This window comes from Myroides albus, assembly GCF_009711045.1.
Taxonomy (GTDB): domain Bacteria; phylum Bacteroidota; class Bacteroidia; order Flavobacteriales; family Flavobacteriaceae; genus Flavobacterium; species Flavobacterium album_A.
Window position 1 is genome coordinate 1 of sequence record NZ_WMJX01000144.1, and the last position, 341, is coordinate 341.

Consider the following 341-nt stretch of genomic DNA (forward strand, 5'->3'; position numbering starts at 1 on the left):
ACAATCACATCCTCTGAACCAATCATATAAAAAACGGGGATGTTGGTGTTTTTCAATACATCAATGCGGTCTTTTGACACTAAATCACGCTCCAGATAGCCAAGTAAAAAAGGGAAACGAGTAGCATGTCTTTTCTTTGTGTAACCGACTCTCTTTACTTCTTTTCTATACACTTTCCAAAACCTTTTTTCTTCTTGATGGGCAATGGCAAAATCAATTAACTCCGAACATATATTCTCTTTTTCTTCGCGTGTATTGTAGAGAAAGTAATCATTAAATATATTTTCACTGTTTTGTAATTGATAGAGGAATAGTTGTTTACCTGTAACAACGGGAGCAGC

At 35.2% G+C, this 341-nt stretch carries 1 pseudogene; it reads right to left on the bottom strand.

Annotated features, from left to right (window positions below):
• A pseudogene (locus GJV76_RS15670) lies at positions 1–341 on the bottom strand (alpha/beta hydrolase); the annotation flags it as partial.